General features: G+C 41.1%; 10 protein-coding genes. 2 read left to right on the forward strand and 8 right to left on the reverse strand.

What is annotated here, in order from left to right:
- Positions 1-120: 120 nt before the first annotated feature.
- From ACQY1X_RS12585 to ACQY1X_RS12620, 8 genes are all read right to left on the reverse strand, one after another.
- On the reverse strand, positions 121-621 hold the full coding sequence (locus ACQY1X_RS12585) for a phosphate-starvation-inducible PsiE family protein (protein ID WP_430012855.1): 501 nt from the start codon (positions 619-621) through the stop codon (positions 121-123).
- Between the two features lie 128 nt (positions 622-749).
- Complete coding sequence (locus ACQY1X_RS12590) at positions 750-2,474, reverse strand: diflavin flavoprotein (RefSeq protein ID WP_430014750.1); 1,725 nt, start codon at positions 2,472-2,474, stop codon at positions 750-752.
- A 379-nt stretch (positions 2,475-2,853) separates the two neighbouring features.
- Positions 2,854-4,110, reverse strand: coding sequence for an RNA-guided endonuclease InsQ/TnpB family protein (locus ACQY1X_RS12595; RefSeq protein WP_430014751.1), 1,257 nt, complete (start codon positions 4,108-4,110; stop codon positions 2,854-2,856).
- Positions 4,111-4,298: 188 nt separating this feature from the next.
- Positions 4,299-8,345, reverse strand: coding sequence for a beta strand repeat-containing protein (locus ACQY1X_RS12600; RefSeq protein WP_430014752.1), 4,047 nt, complete (start codon positions 8,343-8,345; stop codon positions 4,299-4,301).
- 141 nt (positions 8,346-8,486) lie between these two features.
- The gene (locus ACQY1X_RS12605; protein WP_430014753.1) at positions 8,487-8,987 is read right to left on the reverse strand and encodes a hypothetical protein; all 501 of its coding nucleotides are present in this window, start codon (positions 8,985-8,987) and stop codon (positions 8,487-8,489) included.
- A gap of 36 nt (positions 8,988-9,023) precedes the next feature.
- Positions 9,024-9,260, reverse strand: coding sequence for a hypothetical protein (locus ACQY1X_RS12610; protein ID WP_430012859.1), 237 nt, complete (start codon positions 9,258-9,260; stop codon positions 9,024-9,026).
- Positions 9,261-9,281: 21 nt separating this feature from the next.
- Entirely contained in the window at positions 9,282-10,256 is a 975-nt protein-coding gene (locus tag ACQY1X_RS12615; RefSeq protein ID WP_430014754.1) for a hypothetical protein, read from the reverse strand.
- A 50-nt stretch (positions 10,257-10,306) separates the two neighbouring features.
- A complete protein-coding gene (locus ACQY1X_RS12620) occupies positions 10,307-11,287 on the reverse strand; it encodes an Rpn family recombination-promoting nuclease/putative transposase (RefSeq protein ID WP_430014755.1) in 981 nt (326 codons plus the stop codon).
- A gap of 384 nt (positions 11,288-11,671) precedes the next feature.
- Between ACQY1X_RS12620 and hoxE the strand changes: the two genes are divergently transcribed.
- Together hoxE and nuoF are read left to right on the forward strand one after the other, a co-directional pair.
- Positions 11,672-12,181: a bidirectional hydrogenase complex protein HoxE gene (gene hoxE, locus ACQY1X_RS12625; protein ID WP_002774001.1), complete on the forward strand. Its 510-nt coding sequence runs from the start codon at positions 11,672-11,674 to the stop codon at positions 12,179-12,181.
- 28 nt (positions 12,182-12,209) lie between these two features.
- Positions 12,210-13,817, forward strand: coding sequence for an NADH-quinone oxidoreductase subunit NuoF (nuoF, locus tag ACQY1X_RS12630; RefSeq protein ID WP_430014756.1), 1,608 nt, complete (start codon positions 12,210-12,212; stop codon positions 13,815-13,817).
- Positions 13,818-13,879 lie beyond the last annotated feature (62 nt).

Genomic DNA, 13,879 nt, shown 5'->3' on the forward strand with positions numbered 1-13,879 from the left:
GGGGAGTAGGGTTTTAGGGGAAATTACTCTATCTCCCCATTACCCTATTACCCCATTTTCCTATCCCCTTCTCACTGATAACTGATAACTGATAACTGATAACTGATAACTGATAACTGACTAAATTTTGTTGTTTATTTCAGTTAAGTCTTTAACTAAATGTTGACGATAACGCTCAGAAACTTTTTGTTCGGGATCGATACCTTCAAAGGTGGGAGGAAGCCAAACTCTTAACACCATTAATGTGCCGAGAACTATTAGAAAAGCACAGGCGGCTAATACTTGTGTCCAATTAGTTTCTAGGACTCCTCTGACAATTAATTCTCGCAAAACCGAGACGATCGAAACTTCCACAGCAACACCGATAGAAACTCGTTTTTCTTGCAAATAAATAATTAACAATCGGAACAATTCTACTAGAATTAAGAGGAATAAAATATCGGCGGTAATAATCCGAAATTGAATCGGTGGCAGCAGAGACATAAACATTTCTCTGACTTCTAACACCATGAAGCTAAATAAACCAATACAGAGAGAAATGACAATTAAATCTTGAATCATTTCTAAGACTTGTACTACTCTCACCATCATTGGGGAAGGTTTTTTAATTGGTTCGTACATTTTATTGCTCCTAAAATTGATAAAATTTGGTGTTAGGAAAGTGGGGAAGTAGGGTGATGGGAAGAATAAATAAAAATAATCTCCTGCCTCCTGCCTCCTGATAACTGATAACTGATAACTGATAACTGTTAATAATGGTTGCCAACTTTGCGATGATGGACAGCAGTTAAGGTATCTAAACGAGCAACTCGTCCGCTATTAACGGTACAATAAACTACCCAATGATCGCCGCAATCTAAACGACTGGTGACTTGACATTCTATGTAAGCTAAGGCATCGGCTAAAATTGGTGATCCATTGTTAGCAGTGTAGGTTTTAATGCCTTCAAAACGATTGGCACCGGGAGAGAAACGCTTGAGGAAATGTTTCATTAATTTCTGGTAATTATCCTCAGCTAAAACATTTAAAACAAAGGTATCGCTAGGCTGTAAAAAGGATACCATTGCTCGATCTTTAGCCACTGCAATCGCCACACCTAAAGGATTTAAACTTGCTTGTGTCACCCAAGAGGCAATCATGGCACTAGATAAATCGGCTTTTTGGGAAGTAATTAGGTATAATCCGGTGCTAATACGTCCTAGAGCCTTTTCTAAGTCGTTATTAATCGATTTAATTTGTTTAATTGTTTTTTCTCGGCTTAACCATTGGCCGAGGTCGGTTCCTGCTTCATCGGCAATTAAATCGAGGGATTGATTGGTATTGTCTTTAACTAAAAGAGGAGGAAAAGCTTCGATCGCCCCGATTTCCTGTAATTTATTTCTTAAGGGGAAAATTGGTTCATCTTCCCCACCTCCTGACTCAAATAATCCCACCGCTTGTTTGCCATTAATTGAAGCAATAATCGTGCTTAAAATCGTCTGGTTAATCGGGGAAGATTGGGGAGGCATTCCGATGATAACTCCCTTAGATTGATTGATCAATTCTCTGACTTCGTGGGGATCAGCATTATTCATATCGACTAATTCTGTCACCACATCAGTTTTAGTCAAACCCTGACTAATCATAGTAGCTAAATGTTCGCTTTGTCCGTAATCTTGGGTAAAGAATACAGTCACTAAAGTATCAGCAGAAGTTTGTTCTTGACTCCAAGTTTGATAGCGTCCCACCCAATCAGAAATATGGTGTTTTAATAGGGGTCCGTGACCGGTGGCAATGAGATTAATCTCAAATTTCTCGATCCTTTTAATTGCCCCTAAAACCGAACGAGCATTCGGTCGCATCAGACAGTCATAATAGGTTTGAAAATCGCCTTCTAGCAGGTCTTTTTCTCGATCATAGGTTTGATCGTCACAAAAGTGCATTCCGAAGGCATCACAGGTAAAAAGGGTGGCAGTTTTAGCATCAAAAGTGAAGATAGTATCAGGCCAATGAAGATTAGGGGCCGCAACAAATTCTAAGACATGGCCATTACCTAAATCTAAAGTATCACCACTTTTAACTATTAACTGTTTAAAGGGTCTGTGTACCATGTTTTCGAGGAATTGCATGGCAACTTTTGCCCCCACCACGGTAACTTCTGGGACTAATTCTAAAACTTCTTTGACTAAACCACTGTGGTCGGGTTCGGTGTGACTGATAATTAAATAATCAAGATGATTGATGTGGATTAGTTTAGTTAATTCCTCCAGATAAAGGCGATCGAATTTGCGGTGAGATGTATCAATGAGAGCGGTTTTTTCCCCTTGAATAACAAAAGAGTTATAAGTGGTACCGTTTTCTAAACCAAATTCGATATCAAAGCGATCGCGGTCCCAATCCAAACAGCGCAGGGTAAAAGTATTTTCGGCGATTTCTTGGATTTGTGTGGTTAAACGGCTGGTTTTAGCCGGTTTTGGGGTGATTAAAGCAACCATAATTTCTATCTCCCACAGGATTTGATGCGGAACTGCATTTGCTTAATTCCTATGGTGACTTGCTTTCAGGGATTTGTAAAATACCAATTACTCAAGTCAATGATTAGTTAGATTTATATAACCTTTTCTCTATGGTTGCGGATATTAATTTGAGTGCTGGCCCTACCGAATCAAGACCTGAATACTGATTGTGCATCCTATCCACCGGTTAGCTTAGTCCTCGGTTTTACCTACTGCACTTTTGCCTATTTGTCAAGCTTTTTACATAATTCTTAATATTTCCCTCGTTTTTGCTTTCTCGCTCTCCCGGGGTGTTTTGTTTTCGATGTCAGTCTATGGGTGAACCTGTAACCGCTCAACTAAACTTACTCAAACTTACTTAAAAGCCTGAAAGCTTAGTCATTCGTAGTTCGACAGGCTCACTAACAAGTGGGTCAAGCACTACAGGATTAAACGGCAAACCCTTTATTCCCTGGTCAATGACATCAGGAATTACTTTTCTAATGATGTTAAATGACCCATTGACATCGGCATTTAACAACTGATTTGTTCCCATTTTATAAAGTCCCCTAGTTAACCTTTTTCCCTTAAATAATGGTTTTTCTTCACCATATTTAGGTAACTCATCCCTATCTAAAGCACTGGATTGTGAGGTATAGGATTCTTCAGTTATTATGACTTTTATTCCTTTTAATTGAGCTTTGTAGGTTAACATTTCTATTAATCTATAATGGGGAATATTAACAAATTGTTGATTATTCCTTTTTCCTAGATTAAGAGATTGTTTTATCCGCTCATTATGCCCAATTATTAATGTCCCTATTTGATGAATAATACACCAATCTATTACTCTTTTACTGGCTGTGTGTAGATAATTTTCTACTCGACAGTTTCGTTTATGGGTTAGGAGTATCAATCTCTTAGATGAGTGTTGATTATTTTGGGTTTTCAGTTGAGATTGTAAGTGGGAACGTTGTTTGTTGTAGAAGGTGTTAATTGCTTTTAACGGTCTGCCATTTACCAAAAGAGGTGCTACACCTGTTTGATTTGTAGTTACAGCCATTAAGTTATTAACTCCTAAATCTATCCCAGCTATCTCTTGTTTATCTGTGGTTTCCGACCGTCTTTCATAGACTATTTCAATGACATAACAGCTACTTTTGGGGACAATTCTCACCTCAATTATTTCTCTTCGGGAAGTGGTAATTTTTAAGTCGCTCATAGACAAGTGACAAATTCCTTCTTTTAGAGGTTTTTTATAAATTGATTCCTGAGAATATATTAGCAGGTTTCTTCCTTTGGTTTTGTCCTTATACTTAATAATTTTAGGTTTTCCTAAAAATTTTTCAGGGTGTTTTTTCCAAGCTCTAAAAGCGGCAAAATAACTAATCCAAGCCTGATCTAATCTTCTGATTATCTGCTTGCTCACTTTCGTGGGTAAAGCTAAATAATCTGAGGTTTTAGATACCAGATGATAGAGTTGATTAAAACTCAGTTTTTGGGAGTTTTCAAAGAAATATTGGCGATAATGGTAGTTAGCTAGATTGAACAAATTTTTTGACAAAAAGGCATAATGGTCGATTTCTGACCAGAAGGGATGGTTTTGACTGATAATATGACGTTCAACTAGCTTCATATCTTGATTATACCTGATAACGTTCTTAAAATCTATCGGTGGCCAAAGTTACTTATTTTAGTTACCTAGCTACAGAAATGAGTAGCTTTAAAAAGCTTTAGGTAGGTTTTTGGTTTCTGTGGTTAGCCCTTAACACAAGTCCAGAAAAAGGGTTTCTTCAAGAAACCCTTTTTCTCTGTGTGGCCAGGTTAATTTATCAGTGTGAAATCAGCCGCTATCAGGGTAGGAACAGTCAACAAATTGGCAAATTCAAAGCCACTTCCTAAACCAGCAGCACTACCATTTTGATTGTAGTAGATACTGCCACTGCTGTTACTGTAAACGATAAAAGCACTGCTAGTGGCGACTAAATCATCGTCAGCGACGCTGGCAAATTCAGCCGGTTGACTGAAGCCATTGCCAATGATACTTTGTAAGGCAGTAAAGATGGCTTTACTTAATACTATTTTATCACTGCCGGGGGTGAAATCGCTGATGGCATCGATGCCTAAATTACTACTATTGAAGATAAAATTATCGCTACCATTACCACCAGTAAGTAAATCATCACCAAAACCACCAATTAAGCTATCGTTTCCGTCTTGACCGGTTAATTGATCGTTGCCACCACGACCAGTTAGAGTATTATTAAGGCTATTCCCGGTTAGTCGGTCATTACCGCTATCGCTAATAATATTTTCGATGGTGTTATTTGCCGAAAAAGTCAATTTTAGATTATTGGTAACGGCGGTTTGGACAGCAGTAGTCCCCAAGTTAACTCTTACTGCGGTATTTGTCCCAGTAAAGTCGAGGGTATCGATACCGCCGGTGGTAGTTTCTTGGATGGTATCGCTTGCTAATTGGGTTGAAGCATTGAAACAGTAAATATCGTTACCATTAGCACCAGCGAGGATATTGTTACCGCTATTTCCGGTAATTTTATTGTTAGCAGCGTTACCCGTACCATTAATATTATTACTGCCAATTAGTCTGAGGTTTTCCACATTATTGGGTAAGGTTCGAGTAATGCTGCTTTGTAGGGTGTCAGTAATAATTACCTGTCCAATTGCTTCGTCGGGATTGATGGTAGCATTAACCGCATTTGACAGGGTTACTGTAAAAGCTTCATCAGGTTCATTGAGGTTATCATTGAGGATGGGAATGCTAATAGTAGCGGTGGCAGTATTAGGTGCAATGGTGATAGTTCCAGTTTTGCTAGTGTAATCTACATTGGCGGTAGCGTTAATGGGTGCAGTGGTATAGTTGACGCTAATTGGTTGTGTACTTGGATTATTTACAGTGACGGTGAGGATTGCATTACTATTTTGACCTTCCACCACGGTGATGTCATTGATGGAGAGTTGCGAGGTGACAGTGCTATCGTCATCATTAATCGTACCTTGTCCTTGATTATCGGTTATCGTAACATTACGACCATTGGCTTGTAAGTTACTCAGATTGACGAAGAAAGTCTCGTTATTTTCAACTTTAGTATCGCCATTGACAGCAACAGTAATCGTCTTAGAAGTCTCCCCAACATTGAAGGTTAAGGGAGTAGTAGCAATCGCTGTATAATCATTATCTGCTGTGGTAGCGGTTCCATTGGCTGTAGAGTAATTGAGGGTGACAGATGTATCAACTGGATTGGAAAGGGTGACGGTAAAGACTGCATTGGTAGTCCCGCTATTTCCTTCGCTAACAGTTACGTCATTGATTGAAATAGAGGCACTGTCATCATTATTAATTGTCCCCGTAACTGGAGTAGTCGTACCTATCGTATAATCAGTCCCCGCAGTGAGGGTTAAAGCGACGGTTTCATCCGCTTCAACAGTAGTATCAGCAGTCGGGTCAACTGTTACAGTCGCAGTGGATGAACCAGCAGCAAAGGTGACACTGGTGGGAATAGAAGCGTAATCGGTTCCATTGGTTGCTGTCCCACTAACTGTATAGTTAACAGTTAAAGAATTAGTGGTTACTCCGGTGCGGGTGAAGGTATAGACTAAGTTAGTTGTCCCATCTTCGGTAACACTACTAGGAGCAACCGCAAGGGTGATGGTGGGAAGAGTAGGACTAGAAACATAGCTAAAATAACTAGCAGTTAGACTTAATGCTGTTTGATTACTGATATAAGCAATCAGTTCATCTGCTTCGCTGCCTGGTTTGTTGATGTAGAGCTTAGTAGTGGAACTAGAAACTGTTAAGAGATAGTCACTACTTGAACCCCGTAGCTGAATTGTGTCATCAGTGGTGCTAAAGTCGGTAATTTGCGCGTAGTCGCTAGTACCTTCAGTAGCTGTCAAACCGTCATCATAGAAGGTCTTTGTCGTATCTGCAAGGATAAAGCGATCGTTTCCTGAACCTCCTACTAAATAATCATATTCTCCTGTACCGCCATCTGTTCCTTGTAGGGTGTCATTCCCATTACCACCATAAAGCTGATCATTATCAGCACCCCCATTGAGGACATCATTACCATTCTCTCCATAAATGTAGTCACTACCAGCATTACCTGAAATGGTATCGTTACCCCCTCTACCATAGAGTTGCTCAACAGCTGTACCGCCAAAAATGACATCATTATAATCAGTTCCCTTAAACCCGTTAAAACTCTCAATCGAAGTAAAGGTATCAGTTTCCGTACCGACAGTAATCGTTCCACTCCCAGCGGTGTCGTAGGTCATGGTTAAACCACTACTACCATAGCTGTAGTCAGCATGATAGCGATCACTACCAGCACCACCATTTATCGTGTCATTATCGCCTTCATCGCCGGTAAAGTAATCATCTCCTGAATCACCATTGAGGAGATCATTACCATTACCACCATAAATGTTATCATTACCTACACCCCCATTCAGGACATCATTCCCATTCTCTCCATAAATGTAGTCAGTACCAGCATTACCTGAAATAGTATCGTTACCACCTCCACCTTTGAGTCCATCATAATATTCACTTTCTGTCCCGCCAAAAATGACATCATTATACTCAGTTCCCTTAAACCCGTAAAAACTCTCAATCGAAGTAAAGGTATCAGTTTCCGTACCGACAGTAATCGTCCCACTCCCGGTAGCGGTATTGTAGGTCATGGTTAAACCGCTACTAGCATAGCTGTAGTCAGCCTCATAGCGATCAATCCCACTACCACCATTTATCGTGTCATTACCGTCCTCACCGTCCTCATTGGTAAAGTAATCATTTCCTGCATCACCATTGAGGCTATCATTCCCACTACCACCATAAAGTTGATCATTATCAGCACCCCCATTGAGGACATCATCACCATCTTCTCCATAAATGTAGTCACTACCAGCATTACCTGAAATAGTATCGTTACCACTTCCACCTTTGAGTCCACCATCATAATATTCACTTGCTGTACCGCCAAAAATGACATCATTATACTCAGTTCCCTTAAACCCTTCAAAACTCTCAATCGAAGTAAAGGTATCAGTTTCCGTACCGACAGTAATCGTCCCACTCCCGGTAGTGGTATTGTAGGTCATGGTTAAACCGCTACTAGCACTACTGTAGTCAACCTTATAGCGATCAGTCCCACTACCACCATTTATCGTGTCATTACCTGCATCATTCGTAAAGTAATCACTTCCATCCCCACCGTCAAGAGAGTCATTACCATTACCTCCATAAATATTATCGTTTCCCCCCAAACCACTTAAAGTATCATTGCCATCTAACCCAAAAATATTATCACTTGTAGATGTTCCCGTAATATTATCATTCCCATTAGTCCCCGTAAAATCCGCCTGTTCTACTTGAATAATTTCCCCATTGACTATAATTGTTGTCTGGTCATTCTCTCCTCGTAAAGCGTCTAAGGTTGCCGCATCCAGACTATTACCTTGCACCAACTCCGCAAAAATTGCTCCCTCATCTCCCGCGCTATCTGTCTGATTAATTTGAGCATCCACATAATGCCCAATTTCTTCTAAAATTACATTAACTATCGATGCTGACGAGGCCGTATTTAAAAAAGATGCTGATAGATAAATCTTATTGGTACTGCTGGCATAAGCACCATTCGCCGTCCCCAAAACTTCATCACTGAGTACCTCAATTGGGGGAATTTGACTAAAATTTCGGCTTTGCCACTGTTGTCGTAATTGCGTCGCTTTAACCACATCATAACTTGTGCCAAAAGCGATAGCCAAATTCGCCCAAAAGCCATCAGATTGAGCGAAATTGAACAAAACATCGTCAACAGCAGGAAGAATCGACAAAAGGGTAGAAGTCATGACATTAACAGCAAAAGTTTATTGATAACAGTTTTAGCCTAACAATCCCCAATCTTTCAAGGGGGATATAACAAAAATTAACATTTATTACAAGAAAACGGGTTTCTCGAAGGAACCCGTTTTCTAGATATTAGGATAAGATTATTGGATTCTTGCCAAAGACTGCTTAAATTCTGCGAGAGAATTAGCGGTAGCTGCTAATTTAACAATCTCTTGTAATGTAGATAGTACCGAAACTTTATTCAGGTATTGTTCCACATCTAAAGGAACTTCACCTAAGCGAGCTTGCAAAACTGTTTTGACAAAATCACGAGCATTTTCTAACGCGCCAATTTCCTTACCAATTTCCTTGCCTATTTCCTTACCAATTTCCTTGCCTATTTCCTTACCACGTTCCATTCCTCGTAACTCCATATTACTTACTAAAGGCATGGTTTTTTCCTCCTCAAATTGTTTGATTTTACTTTCTAAACTTGACTGCAATTCAGGGGATAAAGTCATCATATTGTCGATGATTTCAAACAGTTTAATTATCTGTTCCCTCTCGAACTCCTTTTCATACAATCCCCTGATTAACCTCCACTTCCACTGTTCCCGTTCTGGCAGCTTCCCAGTAGTCGCTTTTGTTTTCAGGTGTGCCATGACTATTATAGCAAAGGGATTGCTACTTGCTTCCAATTAGTCACTGATAACTGATAACTGGTAACTGATAACTGAATAGAGTTTGTCAGCGAAACGTTTTTTTGTCTTTGCTGAAGCGGTAATCCGTTTGAGTTCTTTTTCTAGGGATTCGGGAATTTTTGTCCAATCAATCAATTGGTGAACTTCGGGAAAAAAGAAGCTTAAAAACGCTTCAAAATACTCGCTTAATGCTTCTTTCCAGGGTTCATCATAATTAGCGGTTGTTAGGTTCATTGGAGAAGAAAATTACTGAGACTATTGTTCTAAAAGTTGATGCAACTCATCAAAAGAATTAACGGTTAATGCCGATTTCAGTAACTCGTCTAAAATCGATAATACAACAATTTTATCCACAGCTTGCTCAATGTCTATTGGAATGTCACCCAATCGCGTTTTCAGCACCGTTTTAATATAGTTACGAGCATTTTCTAACGCTCCAATTTCCTTACCAATTTCCTTGCCTATTTCCTTACCACGTTCCATTCCTCGTAACTCCATATTACTCATTAAAGGCATGGTTCTTTCCTCCTCAAATTGTTTAATTTTATTCTCTAAACTTGACTGCAATTCAGGGGATAAAGTCATCATATTGTCGATGATTTCAAACAGTTTAATTATCTGTTCCCTCTCGAACTCCTTTTCATATAATCCCCTGATTAACCTCCACTTCCACTGTTCCCGTTGTGGCAGCTTCCCAGTAGTCGCTTTTGTTTTCAGGTGTGCCATGACTATTATAGCAAAGGGATTGCTACTTGCTTCTAGTTCTGACCATCTTTCCTCATAGTCCAGTAATTTAACCGTTGGGAATTTCAAACTCACTTCACAGCCGGCGATAGTATAATTATAGGAATCTGGTCGCCAATTTACTCGTTCATCTCCTAATATAGCGAGACTGATAACCGGTTTCTGATACAAATCAAAGGCCCGATAGTTATAAATATACATCCTCTGAGGGAAATTTTCTTCGTATTGGCTTTGAATTTCAATATGAATCAAAATCCAGACTTCTTCACCCCTGAGTAACCAGACTTTATAGAGTTTGTCAGCGAAACGTTTTTTTGTCTTTGCTGAAGCGGTAATCCGTTTGAGTTCTTTTTCTAGGGATTCGGGAGTTTTTGTCCAATCAATTAATTGGTGAACTTCGGGAAAAAAGAAGCTTAAAAACGCTTCAAAATACTCGCTTAATGCTTCTTTCCAGGGTTCATCATAATTAGCGGTTGTTTGGTTCATTATGACAATTTTAGTGGGTTGTTGTCAGAAGGCGATCGCTAACGTCAAAACTAGGCAGTTAAAGTATTTAACCAATTGATTAAATCTTCAACCGTAGAGAAGTCGAATAAAGCTTCTCCTAATACTTCGACATCATCAATACTTAACTCCATAATTTGAGTTTCTAATAAAGGATTAATCTCCCCTAACTTTCGTTTAAGTTGACGAAGAATCAATGTCTTTTCCCGTTCGATACCGCGTTCAATACCGCGTTCAATACCGCGTTCAATACCGCGTTCAATACCTTGTTCGATACCTTGTTCGATACCTTGACGCATCCAACTGGTGGTAATTTGCATAACTCCCTCCTGTACGGGTTGACTAAATGTGCTAATCTCTTCTTGGAATTGTATCTCTTCCACTGGATTTAGATTGAGATAAGTATCAATAAATCCAGAAATTAATTGCATTCTTGCCGCATCTAATCTTAAAGTAATTAACAAGCGCAGACATTCCGCTTTTACCTTAGCTCGCTCTTTCTCGGCAATGTTCATCCTAGCCATCAAAGCTGAAGCAACCGGATTCGGTTGATTGAGAAAATCTCGCCAATTTAATCGATTTAACTGCACTACTTGATAGTTAAATTCTAATACCTTAAAATCGGGAAAATCGACTACATATTGACTAATCGCTTCTCTTTTTGGCTTTGAATAAGAAAAAATTACAATCGGATAAATCGGTAAGACAAATTTCTCATGAAAGCGAGCAAAATAAGTAAACATTCGCCGATTAAACCAGTTGCGGGAACTTTCCTGCGCCTCGACATGAATCAGAAAAAAAGATTCTTTTCCTCGAAACTTAACTTGTGCGACTAAATCGCTTTCATACCTTTCTCCTTCCGTGACATCGGTAAATACTTCTTTGTCTAAAAAAGTAATCGAGTCTCTATCTAAATAATCCATTACTTGAGGAAAAAATAACTCGATAAATTCGAGAAAAAAGGTGGAGATTAACTCCTTAAATAAGCGATCATGGTCAATATTATTAGTCATGTAATGTCATCTTAACTAATCTGAGCGATGAATGACTACTCTTATCTATTGTATTCTGAAAAGTCGCCTTTGGCAACATATTGTTATGACCTCATCCCTTTAACCTACGAGGAGAGGGGGATGCTTCCCGCAAAAAAACCATTGCTTCAGGGTGTTATAGTGTTGAGACAAGTGCAGCTTTTTACCCCATCTCCTAATCCCTGACTGATAACTGATAACTGGTCACTGATAACTGAATATCCCCCAATAACTAAAGGAAAGATAAAGTTATCGATCGCCCTCCGGAGCCAGTGTCAGAATAAAAGCAGGGAGATGACCAAGGAAAACCGACAACTCTCCATCTTTTTCCCGTCATCGCCCCTAAAATTTATTTGGTTAAGATTTATGCAAACTGCCAATCCTCCTCAAACGGAGAAAAAAGAGCATCCCAGTGGCGATAAACGCTTCAAAGTCCTCGACATCACCATGAAGCGAGCAGGATATAATCAATCAGCCCTGATTGAAGTCCTGCACAAAGCCCAAGAGGCCTTCGGATTCCTAGAAGAAGATGTTCTCCTCTACGTTGCCCGGGCGCTAAAACTGCCCCTCAGTCGCGTCTATGGGGTAGCAACCTTCTATCATCTCTTTTCCCTGAAACCGGCGGGAAAACACACCTGTATCGTCTGTATGGGGACTGCTTGTTATGTCAAAGGCAGCGGCAAAATCCTCGAAGACATCGAAAACAGCTTTGATGTCAAAGTGGGAGAAACCACCGCCGATGGAGAAATTTCCCTAGTGTCGGCCCGTTGTATCGGGGCCTGTGGGATTGCACCGGCCGTGGTCTTCGATGGAGTCGTGGCCCCGAAACAAGATTCGGAAACTGTCTTGGCGAAACTACAGAGTTTCTCCCAGTAATTTTTCACTTTAGTGGATTGAGAAGAATATGGACTTACAAGAATTATTGGCAGTGGCCGCAAAAGAAAAAGCTAGACAAAAAAGCATCCGGGTGCATTGTTGCACTTCCACCGGTTGCCAGGCTGCTAACTCCCTCCAAATCGAAAAAAACCTCGCCACTGCCGTCAAAGAGGCACACCTAGAGGATACAGTCGAAGTGGTGGGGGTCGGTTGTATGGGTTTTTGTGGTCGCGGTCCGTTGGTGGAAGTGGATCCCCAGGATCTCCTATACGAAGAAGTCACCCCGGAAACTGCGGCCAGCATTATTGCGGCCTTAAACGGCGGCAAAACCGAGGTGCAATTAGGGGACTCAAAACATCCCTTTTTCTCCCATCAGGTCAAAATTGTCCGGGAAAATAGCGGTAAAATCGATCCCGATCGCATTGAGGAATATATCGCCGTCGGGGGTTATCAATCTCTCTACAAGGCCCTCTACGAGATGACTCCGGCCCAGGTGGTGGAGGAAATCACCCAAAGCGGTTTGCGCGGCCGGGGCGGTGCGGGTTATCCCACCGGTTTAAAATGGGCGACGGTAGCTAAACAACCGGGTAAACAAAAATACGTTATCTGTAATGCCGATGAGGGGGATCCCGGGGCGTTTATGGACCGTAGTGTTTTGGAAAGTGACCCCCATTTAGTCCTGGAGGGAATGGCGATCGCTGCCTATGCCGTGGGGGCCGATCATGGTTATATCTATGTTAGAGCCGAATATCCCCTAGCGATCGATCGTCTGCAAAAAGCGATTAATCAGGCCAAAAAATTCGGTTTAATGGGTTCCCAAGTATTCGAGTCCACTTTCGATTTTAAGGTGGATATCCGCATCGGAGCGGGAGCTTTTGTCTGTGGAGAGGAAACCGCTCTCATCCATTCTATCGAAGGCGGCCGCGGCACTCCCCGCACCCGTCCCCCCTATCCGGCCCAATCGGGTCTCGATGGTTGTCCCACCCTGATTAATAACGTGGAGTCCTACGCTAATATCTCCGCTATTATCCGCGAGGGAGCCGCTTGGTATGCCAATATCGGTACTGCCAGCAGTAAAGGCACAAAAATCTTCGCTTTAACGGGAAAAATCCGCAATAATGGGCTGATTGAAGTGCCGATGGGTATTAGTCTCCGGGAAATTGTCGAGGAGATGGGGGGGGGTGTTCCCGATGGTCAGGTGAAAGCGGTACAAACCGGCGGCCCCTCTGGGGGTTGTATTCCCGCTAATTTACTCGATACTCCCGTGGATTACGAATCCTTAGCCAAACTCGGTTCGATGATGGGATCCGGGGGTATGGTGGTCATGGACGATACCACCAGCATGGTGGAAGTGGCGAAATTCTATATGGAATTCTGTCGCGAGGAGTCCTGTGGTAAATGTATCCCCTGTCGCACGGGAACAGTACAAATGTTTGAATTATTGGCCAAAATTATCGCTCGAAAGGCCGATATTCACGACCTCGAAAACCTAGAACATCTCTGTCAGATGGTCAAAGAAACCAGTCTTTGTGGTCTTGGTCAAAGCGCTCCCAATCCGATTTTAAGTACCCTAAAGTATTTTAAGGAGGAATATCTGGCTCTGTTACAGGAAATCAAGCACCCCGTCTCTGTTTGAGAATAACTCGATCGAGGCCCAACAGTGTTCGGCCTCAATCAATTTCTTTGGTTATGGGAAGT

The sequence above is a fragment of the Microcystis protocystis FBCC-A270 genome, assembly GCF_050500235.1.
GTDB lineage: Bacteria > Cyanobacteriota > Cyanobacteriia > Cyanobacteriales > Microcystaceae > Microcystis > Microcystis ichthyoblabe_A.

Excerpts from the sequence above, each read along its gene's own strand:
- hoxE (WP_002774001.1), top strand. The coding sequence starts at position 11,672 with ATGCAAACTGCCAATCCTCCTCAAACGGAGAAAAAAGAGCATCCCAGT.
- ACQY1X_RS12615 (WP_430014754.1), bottom strand. The coding sequence starts at position 10,256 with ATGAACCAAACAACCGCTAATTATGATGAACCCTGGAAAGAAGCATTA.
- ACQY1X_RS12590 (WP_430014750.1), bottom strand. The coding sequence starts at position 2,474 with ATGGTTGCTTTAATCACCCCAAAACCGGCTAAAACCAGCCGTTTAACC.
- ACQY1X_RS12595 (WP_430014751.1), bottom strand. The coding sequence starts at position 4,110 with ATGAAGCTAGTTGAACGTCATATTATCAGTCAAAACCATCCCTTCTGG.
- ACQY1X_RS12620 (WP_430014755.1), bottom strand. The coding sequence starts at position 11,287 with ATGACTAATAATATTGACCATGATCGCTTATTTAAGGAGTTAATCTCC.
- ACQY1X_RS12610 (WP_430012859.1), bottom strand. The coding sequence starts at position 9,260 with ATGAACCTAACAACCGCTAATTATGATGAACCCTGGAAAGAAGCATTA.
- nuoF (WP_430014756.1), top strand. The coding sequence starts at position 12,210 with ATGGACTTACAAGAATTATTGGCAGTGGCCGCAAAAGAAAAAGCTAGA.
- ACQY1X_RS12605 (WP_430014753.1), bottom strand. The coding sequence starts at position 8,987 with ATGGCACACCTGAAAACAAAAGCGACTACTGGGAAGCTGCCAGAACGG.
- ACQY1X_RS12585 (WP_430012855.1), bottom strand. The coding sequence starts at position 621 with ATGTACGAACCAATTAAAAAACCTTCCCCAATGATGGTGAGAGTAGTA.
- ACQY1X_RS12600 (WP_430014752.1), bottom strand. The coding sequence starts at position 8,345 with ATGACTTCTACCCTTTTGTCGATTCTTCCTGCTGTTGACGATGTTTTG.